The following is an 8,208-nucleotide window of genomic DNA, read 5'->3' as shown; positions in this document are numbered from 1 at the left end:
GAATCCGGGGTCGAGGGTCACAGAAACAAGGCGCAGGGTACGACAAGCCGGCCGGTAAGTTTGCGGCCATTGGTGGTAGTTTATTACAAAATATCACGATTACCTTTGTAGGCGATTGGCAGTGAAACCGATGGGAACGGAACAGCAATCAGGAGGCAGGGGCACACACGTACAGAAACCTGCAGTTACAGCAGTTAACGTAACATTTTTATGTTGAAGAGTTATCAGAGGTTAATTTCAAAATTTTTCGGGTATGCGGCGACTTTGACCTATTAAACCGCCTTCATGCAAATAAGGTCGCTTTTTACAACATTGACGAGGTTTTAACCAATTTTCGTATCGGCGGTGCAACTTCTTTGCACACACTAACCGCCGCTGCCGAAGGCCTTGAAGTGAAAAGAAGTTTCGGGACAATCGGTGAGGAAGAATACAAGGCGGCGATTTGGCGTATCAAGTTACGGAAAATGCTGAGAAAGTATTTTAGACGGGGCTAAGTTTTGGCATTCAACCCGGCGTTTTAATAAGAATTAAAATTCAATGGACATAAGTCAGATGTTAAGCTATACGTATAAAGCCTCTAAAAGGGAAATAAAGAACTGGCGAGATGCTTTCCGCTCGAAACAAAAGTTGTCTGCAAATGTAAGTCTGGAAAGGATTGGCTTGATGAACCCTTCGATCGGAACCAGTAATATGGGCGACTACATTATTCAGGACGCGGTGGTATATGGAGCGGTAGAAATACCGGTGGATATCAAAATAGTCTTTCCCACAAGAGCTTACGCGATCAAACTGACAAAGTATGCAGCAATTTTTGCAGGCCTATACGGCGGGTTCCGCTATTTGATAGGTATGTTGCTGGGCGACTCTCAATGGTTGGTGGACGCTCCATATCTGACAAGACAATCGCCATTTGCATTCTTTTTATTTGCTGGCACTTTTCGTTTCCGGCAATTTTTACGCATTGAAATGGATTCGAAAAACGGAAGGCATTTAATATGAAAAACATCAAACTTGGTTTTTGGGGATTTCTTGTAATCCTGGGCTTCCTTTATCTGATCAGTGAGCCGTTAGGCAAAATGGCGGCAGGTATTTTTTTGCTGCTAGACCGGTCGCTTTATGTTTCCGTAGCGGCATCGCCTGTAACGATGTGGACAATTTTGGGCATGCTTGTTGGATTGATTTTCGGCACGTATGTGTCTGTCAAAAAATATAACCTTGAAAATCGCATTATGGTCCTGCCGATCGGGCTGATGGTCGTTATCATCAATCTAATCCTGTTGACGTCTTATCTCTTTGCCTGACTGGCAATTCTCGCAGGTTTTTAGTTACCTTTTTCATAGTGAGTGGAATATATGATTGTAACCTGTTGAATCAACCATTTGCCCTATTTCATAAAAATGAAAAAACTCTCCTTGTCAGTCTTCGTCCTATTCTGCTCTGCCCGCCTGTGGGCACAGCAGAATGTGCAGAAGCCCGACCTTATCTTCACGCGAAACAAAAGTGTTTTGGAAGCAAGAATTGATAGTGTTGGGGCTGAAAGCGTTTATTATCATTCGTTCAGCCGGGCCGAAAAGGTTCCTCTCAAACTGTTGCTCACTGAGATCGTCAGCGTCCGGTTTGCCGACGGCCGCGAGCAGAGGTTCGACAAGCAACCGGCTCACACCGTTGAGCGGATTAGTGCAGGCGTAAAAAAAGAGAAGAGCGCAAACTTGCAAGAAGAGCCCAAACGGGTAAAGTCGGTAGATAAAGGACATAGGCCCGCGATCACCATGACGATCGGTGCCGAAGGTATGCATATGCTCGGGAACGACAACTGGGTGAAGGACGACGAAAAGGCCGCATTTGGAAATGGCGTCGGGGCGACCGCCGCGTTGGACCTGCATTTGACCGGCCATTTTGCGTTGTCGGTCAGCGGAGGCTACAATCAGTGGCGTGTGTCGCGGAACTATGTCGAGGACGGCCAGACGAGGTTTAGTGCAAAGACTTCATTTATCGAAATCCCGCTTCATCTGGGATTAAAGCTTTATCCCTTCAAGGGCCTGTACCTAATGCCCGAAGGCGGATATCACATTTACACTTTCGAATACCAGGACGGCACCGAATTGAGCGAGAATATCACAGGCGGAAGCCTGGCCTATGGCGGCCGGGTCGGCTATGAGTTGCGAACGGGAGTATTTCTGATGGATATCAGTGCAAAATACAATTTGGTCAATATTGGTGACCTTGGGAATGGCTTTGCAGGAATGGGACCAGCCAGGTATGCGGGAGTAAGGTTGGGGGTCGGTTTTATCAAAAGAAAAAAATAATCCTCAAATCAGGTTACTTATGGAAACATTGACTAAAAGGCTGTGCCCGGGAGTGTTATCGGCGCTGATTATCCTGGGTATTACGAGTTGTACGAGGGAGTTGCAGGAGCCCATGGTAACCGAAGCGGCAGGTGAAGATCCCTACGATGCCAGGCTCATGGAGAAAATCGGGACCCTGCCATCCACTAACTATTCTCTCGAGGATATGATTTAGCCCAAAGGCGAAATAGTTTCCGAGTTTTTGAAAGAAAATGACCCTGAATTTTTGACGGATTATAACGGCGGCAGAGCTAATGCAGAAACAGGTCCTCAGTTGCGGAAGAACTTGTTCCTGGCGAAAGCTACCGCCGTTGCGCAGAGGCTTTGCAACAGGGAAACGGTTTATTCCAAAGGCTCCCAGCCCAACGAACCCGAGCAGCATGGACTGGGCTATTCGTACGGTCAACGCAATTATGTGGAACGTTTACTACCGCCCGTTAAGAGCTGCTGCCAGATGTACAAGATCCATAGTCTTGACTGTTCGGGCCTGATGTACAATATCCTCAAAGAGTCGGGCTACGATCCCTCGTTGTCGCTGACTGCCGACAAGATCCGGCATGTGGATTTTTGGGAAAAGTTGTTTGATCAGGATGTCGAGCTGTCAAAAGTGGCCATTCAAGATCTGGGCCCGGAAGAGAAACTTCAGGAAGGAGACATTCTTTATTGGTACGAAAAAAAGACAGCGAGCTGGCGTCCCATATCGGCATAGTTTTGAAGACTAAGGACGGAAAGCTGGGTATTTTTCAGTCAAACGGCGGCCCACCGTGCCAGGAATGTGAAAGTAAATTCGGACCCAACAGGGGTTGTCGGCAAATACCGTTGACCGGCGTGTCCTGGTTTGGCCAAAAATGGGGTGCATTGCGCCTTGTCACTGACATTACCGGGAAATGGCAAATGCAGTTGAAATGTGACTGGGCGGAGGATAACGACGTTGCTGTTGTGTTCGATATCGAATTTACAGGCCAACAGGGGAGTAATCAATTGATATCCATTACAGGGAAAGGCGAGGGAACAGACTATGACGACGACCAATTGTTCGTAGAATTCAAGGGTACCTACAACCCTGTACTTAACGTCCTGGAGGGTAGGTTTTACATCAATGGGGAAGACGGCGGAGAACCAAGAATGGACGACATCAAAGTGAGGCTCGACAAAGACGATACGGGCTTTGTGTCCGTGACGAGCATTGTCCGCGACGAAGGCACTTGCCCTGCCGAAGTACGGATGATCAATTTGGCAGGAGATCGTGGTGGACGCGAAAGTATGGCCAAAGTGAAGCTGACACCTCAAAATCTCTTCGCTACGAAAAAGTAGATTACTCCTATGAAATTTGCATTGTACCTGATTGGCTTTTGGATCGGGGTGTTTGGGGCTTGTTATGGACAGGAAAACATGATTTCGGTGGCAAAACCCGTCTTCGGTCTGCCTGGTGGGTCGAATGAGTTGAATTTCCAGTCGTTTTCTTCCAGAAGAAAGCCGGTGACAGACCTTTGGAAAACCAAAAATTTACGCTTTGCCATGCATCCCGACGCAGGTTACGTCGCTCCTAATCAGCCGCCCGGAAACGTAGTGGAAATTTTGGAGAAACGGACCGAAACCACCCGCTTTTATATTGATGCGGATACGCCAGGCAAGGTATTCTTGCAGGGCTCGTACGGCGCAATGCATTACAGGAGAGACGGTCAATGGCTGATCATCGACACGCGGCTCGAAAATAAGGGGGACGGGCGCATTGAAGCGTCACATCAGCCGGAACCCGTCGGGTTTGATATAAACAGCAGGAAATCCTACATCGTAACGGCGGCCGGGAAGTGTTTTTCAATGATTGGAAATTGTATGGCGTATCCGGGAAGAAAATCGTGGAGCTGGCCAGTGCAAATTGGCAAGATTACGCTGCCGGCGACAATGGGTTGAAGATCCGCAATATTTTCCCTGGGGTGGATGCGGAAATGCGCGTTCAAAAAGGTCGGATCAAAACCAATCTGATCGTTCGGGAATGGGGTTTTCTGGGTTATGACAGCTTTTTCTTTAGTGATCATTATGGCACCGGCGGCAAAGGTAGGCTGGTGTTCAACGAGAATCCGAAAGCAAGGGTCAGCGTTGGAGAGGTAGAATACCGTACAGGAGGCAAAATGCTGGCCCGGATCGGAAAAGCGGTGGCATATGTGGAGCCGGAGCCTGAGAATGTGGCCTATCTGTCTTATTCTATCCGGTCGGATGAACTGTGCATTCACATCTCGGCGAAAGAAATAAAGGGATTTTTGTTGAAAGGTGCGTTGGTGATCGATCCGCTGGTGACCGGCCCGGAAAGCGTTTATAAGCCTGGTTCGGTGATGAATTCGTTCAATAATGCCAACTGTTCGTATGATTTCAATGAAGCGTGCAGTTATAGCTGGACGATTCCCATTCCTGCCATGGTAACTGTAACGAACGGGTACTTTGAGTTTCTTCTCGAAACGTTTGCGCCTTGCACGCGAGATAAAATGCGGTTCGAATACGGTTTTGGGGATGACTTGTGTGGAAAGGATCTGGCCTGGTCCACCTCAGGGCTACCGGAGTCAGCGGGTACATCCGGTGGGAACCTTAGCGTATTTAATGGGTATAATAGTTGTTTCCAGCCCAGTTGTGAAATTACTTATGCCAAGACAACCCTGTCGATTATACGGGCCTGCATGGGACCGGCCGGTTGTGAATCCAGCTGTGTACAGGGAATCGGACCTTTTGTAACTACCATCGAAGGCCGTACTTTGGAAATGATCTCGGCGTCTGCGACCCCGGAGGTTGCAACCTGCAATGGTGATACGATCAAACTCATCGGGAAAGCCGATTACGGAGTAAAGCCCTATACTTATCTATGGACTCCGGGTAACCTGACTGGAAATGAGGTGTATGTGCATCCCGCAGCATCGACTATCTATAAAGTAACCGTCAGGGATGCGTGTAATCAGCAGGTAGCAAAGGAGGTGGGAGTAACAGTTCCTGCGTCAAAGCCTCCGATGAGCGCGACGATCTCCGGCCCGTCCGTGCAGGTTTGTGAGGGGGAGGAACTGGCATTTACTTCGGAAGTGTCGAATGCGCTGAATCCCGCCTTTCAATGGCGAGTCAACGGAACGGATATTCCAGCAGCAACCGGGGAGGGTTTTAACACGGCGGGCTTGGCAAATGGCGACAAAGTGTCGCTGCTTGTAACCAATCGCGACGAGTGTGCTAATCCCAGGCAGTTAGTTACCGAACCGATCGTGATTGAGGTGCATCCCGGTAAGGGCTACGATCAGCAGGTTCCCGTAACGGGTTGCGATTCGGTAGTTTACAATGGTCAGGTTTTCCTACGGGATACTACATTTTCGGAAATATTGAAAAACCGTTTCGGGTGCGACAGCGTCAATAAGATCATTCAGATTACCGTTCAGCATTTTAAAGTGCAGCTCACTGCTCTTTACGATGCGCCTTTATATGCAGGCGAGAGCATTGTTTTGAAAGCCGATGCTGCTCAGAGCTTTGTCGTCACAGCCTGGCAGCCGGTAAGCTTGTTTGCTGATCAGCAGCTTAAGGAACAGTCGTTTCGCGCTTCTGTGCGTGATAGTGTGTACTTTGTATATGCGCAAAACGAAATCGGATGCACAGATTCGGCAAGTGTGATATTGGGCGCCAAACCTAAACCTTCCGGTAATCTTTTACCGAATGTTTTTACACCTGATGGTGATGGTCTCAATGACCTATGGACCCCAGTGCGGGCATCCGAATTTCCTGCTGGCGAGCTATTTGTTTATAATCGCTGGGGCGTATGTATTTACCATTCGGCAGATTACCGGATTCCATGGGATGGCAAATACCGAGGTGTGGCGGTACCTGCCGGAGTGTATGCCTATCGACTGGTAATTAATCAGAAGTTTGAAATAAACGATTCGGTAACCATACTATATTAGCCTTTCATTTCTCCTCAATCACCTGCCTGACTACACCTGCCGCCATATCGCCTGGTCCTTGGGAAGACAACGACGTATACCCCAGTAAAGCCTGTTGTAGTGTAGTGTCAAGAAGGGTAAAGTGTCGGCTGCCCTTGCAGATATCTTCCATTCTCTGAAATTTGCTTGCGAGATTCAAAAGATCTTTGCTGTTAGCGCGAGCTTGTGTCTGAAACATTGAATTGGTAACTTACCAATATGTACCATTTACCTATATTATGGTAGCCCAGGCAGGTTATTCGGAAGCTAGTCTTGTTAAAAAGTTAGGTATTAAGGCTGGCTATAAAATCCGGCTGGTCGATCCGCCGGAGCATTATTTTGACTTGTTAGGGGTGTTTCCGGCCGATATCGAGTTTTTCGGGGAGAGTTCTGAACGCCTCGATTTCATTCATTATTTTACAAAACAAGCAGCTGACCTGGTAAGGGATTTGGCTTCATTGAAAGCGGAAATCGTGCCCAGCGGCATGATATGGATTTCCTGGCCCAAGAAAGCATCGAAAGTTCCCACCGACGTCACAGAAGATGTGATTCGGAATCTGGCATTATCAATAGGGCTGGTAGATGTGAAAGTATGCGCAGTAGACGCGGTATGGTCGGGTTTGAAGTTGGTGATCAGGGTTAAAGACAGGTAGGAGGTATGGTCAAGCGATTGATACAATGCATGTTTGCAGTGCTGGTCGCGAGCTGGGCGTGGAGCATCAAAAATAAATCCAGACAGCGGCGACCCTTGTCGGGCGCTAACTTGTTGTCGTGAATGGGATAAAGCCCGATTTCTATTTCACAAACAATAAGAACTTCACCATGATTACGCCTGACAAAGCCAACCCTCTGAGAGAGAGCAGGGAAGTATTTATTAAAATGGTAGTCTCCAACTGGGAGCTGCAAAACCAGCGCCTGAACGGCTTGCTGGCCAAATTGCCTGACGAACGTTTGTTGGTGTCCGTCGCCGAAGGGAAAAACCGGGCGATTTATTTGCTGGGCCATCTGGTTGCTATTAATGACGGGATGATCTCGCTGTTGGGTCTGGGTGAGCGCCTTTACCCTGAACTCGATGAGCTTTTTGTGAAAAATCCCGACGGTAAATTTGACCAGATACCGTCAGTAGCGGAATTAAAAGCCAAATGGACAAACCTGAACCAGGTTTTGACCGGCTACTTCGCCGAACTGGACGCAGAGGAATGGTTCAGGAAACACAATGCGATATCTGACGAGGATTTTGCGCGTGAACCCCACCGTAATAAGCTTAATATATTGATTAACAGGACCAATCATCAGGCTTACCACCTGGGGCAACTTATTTTTTTAAAAGCCTGACATAGGTTCGGGATAGTTGTAAAAGTCAGGGAATTTCCAATATTTTACATATTATTCACCACTCTCATTAATTCTTGTTCACTCACCATTATGGCTGTATACAATTTATCATTGAATGGTAAAAAGGTGAAAGTCGATGTAGAGCCCGATATGCCTTTGCTTTGGGTAATACGCGACTTTGCCGATTTGAAAGGGACCAAATTCGGATGTGGCATGGCGCTTTGCGGTGCTTGCACGATCCATCTGAACGGTCAGCCTGCACGCGCCTGTCAGACGCCTGTGTCCAGCGTCGGAAAAAACGATAAGATCACTACCATCGAGGGGATCGGAGAAGGCAAGATGAGCATCATCCAAAAAGCCTGGATCGAAGAGCAGGTGCCGCAATGCGGTTACTGCCAGTCGGGGCAAATTATGTCGGCCGCGGCATTGCTTAAAGCGAACCCGACGCCCACGGATGCCGACATCGACGCCGCTATGAGCGGGAACCTGTGCCGCTGCGGTACTTATGACCGGATTAGAAAGGCGATCCATCGCGCTTCGCAGGAAATCAAAGTTACCGAAAAAGGGATCGGCCAGCGTTAATG

At 48.2% G+C, this 8,208-nt stretch carries 11 protein-coding genes; all 11 read left to right on the top strand.

Annotation, left to right across the window (positions count from 1 at the left end):
* The first annotated feature begins 552 nt into the window (after positions 1 to 552).
* Positions 553 to 999: a hypothetical protein gene (locus LZD49_RS32165; RefSeq protein ID WP_234672329.1), complete on the top strand. Its 447-nt coding sequence runs from the start codon at positions 553 to 555 to the stop codon at positions 997 to 999.
* A complete protein-coding gene (locus tag LZD49_RS32160) occupies positions 996 to 1,301 on the top strand; it encodes a hypothetical protein (RefSeq protein WP_234672326.1) in 306 nt (101 codons plus the stop codon). The genes LZD49_RS32165 and LZD49_RS32160 overlap by 4 nt, the downstream gene beginning before the upstream one ends.
* A gap of 96 nt (positions 1,302 to 1,397) precedes the next feature.
* The gene (locus LZD49_RS32155; protein ID WP_234672324.1) at positions 1,398 to 2,306 is read left to right on the top strand and encodes a porin family protein; all 909 of its coding nucleotides are present in this window, start codon (positions 1,398 to 1,400) and stop codon (positions 2,304 to 2,306) included.
* Between the two features lie 19 nt (positions 2,307 to 2,325).
* Positions 2,326 to 2,520, top strand: a complete 195-nt coding sequence (locus LZD49_RS32150) for a hypothetical protein (protein ID WP_234672323.1) — start codon at positions 2,326 to 2,328, stop codon at positions 2,518 to 2,520.
* 27 nt (positions 2,521 to 2,547) lie between these two features.
* On the top strand, positions 2,548 to 3,054 hold the full coding sequence (locus tag LZD49_RS32145; RefSeq protein WP_234672322.1) for a hypothetical protein: 507 nt from the start codon (positions 2,548 to 2,550) through the stop codon (positions 3,052 to 3,054).
* A gap of 2 nt (positions 3,055 to 3,056) precedes the next feature.
* Positions 3,057 to 3,659, top strand: coding sequence for a hypothetical protein (locus tag LZD49_RS32140; protein WP_234672321.1), 603 nt, complete (start codon positions 3,057 to 3,059; stop codon positions 3,657 to 3,659).
* A gap of 9 nt (positions 3,660 to 3,668) precedes the next feature.
* Positions 3,669 to 4,259 carry a hypothetical protein gene (locus LZD49_RS32135; RefSeq protein WP_234672320.1) on the top strand — a complete coding sequence of 197 codons (591 nt, stop codon included), beginning with the start codon at positions 3,669 to 3,671 and terminating at the stop codon, positions 4,257 to 4,259.
* Complete coding sequence (locus LZD49_RS32130) at positions 4,205 to 6,271, top strand: gliding motility-associated C-terminal domain-containing protein (protein WP_234672319.1); 2,067 nt, start codon at positions 4,205 to 4,207, stop codon at positions 6,269 to 6,271. The genes LZD49_RS32135 and LZD49_RS32130 overlap by 55 nt, the downstream gene beginning before the upstream one ends.
* Before the next feature lie 221 nt (positions 6,272 to 6,492).
* A complete protein-coding gene (locus LZD49_RS32125) occupies positions 6,493 to 6,942 on the top strand; it encodes a DUF3052 domain-containing protein (RefSeq protein ID WP_234672318.1) in 450 nt (149 codons plus the stop codon).
* Positions 6,943 to 7,060: 118 nt separating this feature from the next.
* Positions 7,061 to 7,624 carry a DinB family protein gene (locus tag LZD49_RS32120; protein WP_234672317.1) on the top strand — a complete coding sequence of 188 codons (564 nt, stop codon included), beginning with the start codon at positions 7,061 to 7,063 and terminating at the stop codon, positions 7,622 to 7,624.
* 90 nt (positions 7,625 to 7,714) lie between these two features.
* Positions 7,715 to 8,206 (top strand): (2Fe-2S)-binding protein, encoded by a 492-nt coding sequence (locus LZD49_RS32115; RefSeq protein WP_234672316.1) that lies wholly within the window; start codon positions 7,715 to 7,717, stop codon positions 8,204 to 8,206.
* Positions 8,207 to 8,208 lie beyond the last annotated feature (2 nt).

It is taken from the genome of Dyadobacter sp. CY261 (assembly GCF_021440085.1).
In the GTDB taxonomy this organism is placed as follows: Bacteria; Bacteroidota; Bacteroidia; order Cytophagales; family Spirosomataceae; genus Dyadobacter.
The sequence above is the reverse complement of the archived record's forward strand: the minus strand, read 5'-3'. Positions and strand labels throughout refer to the sequence as shown.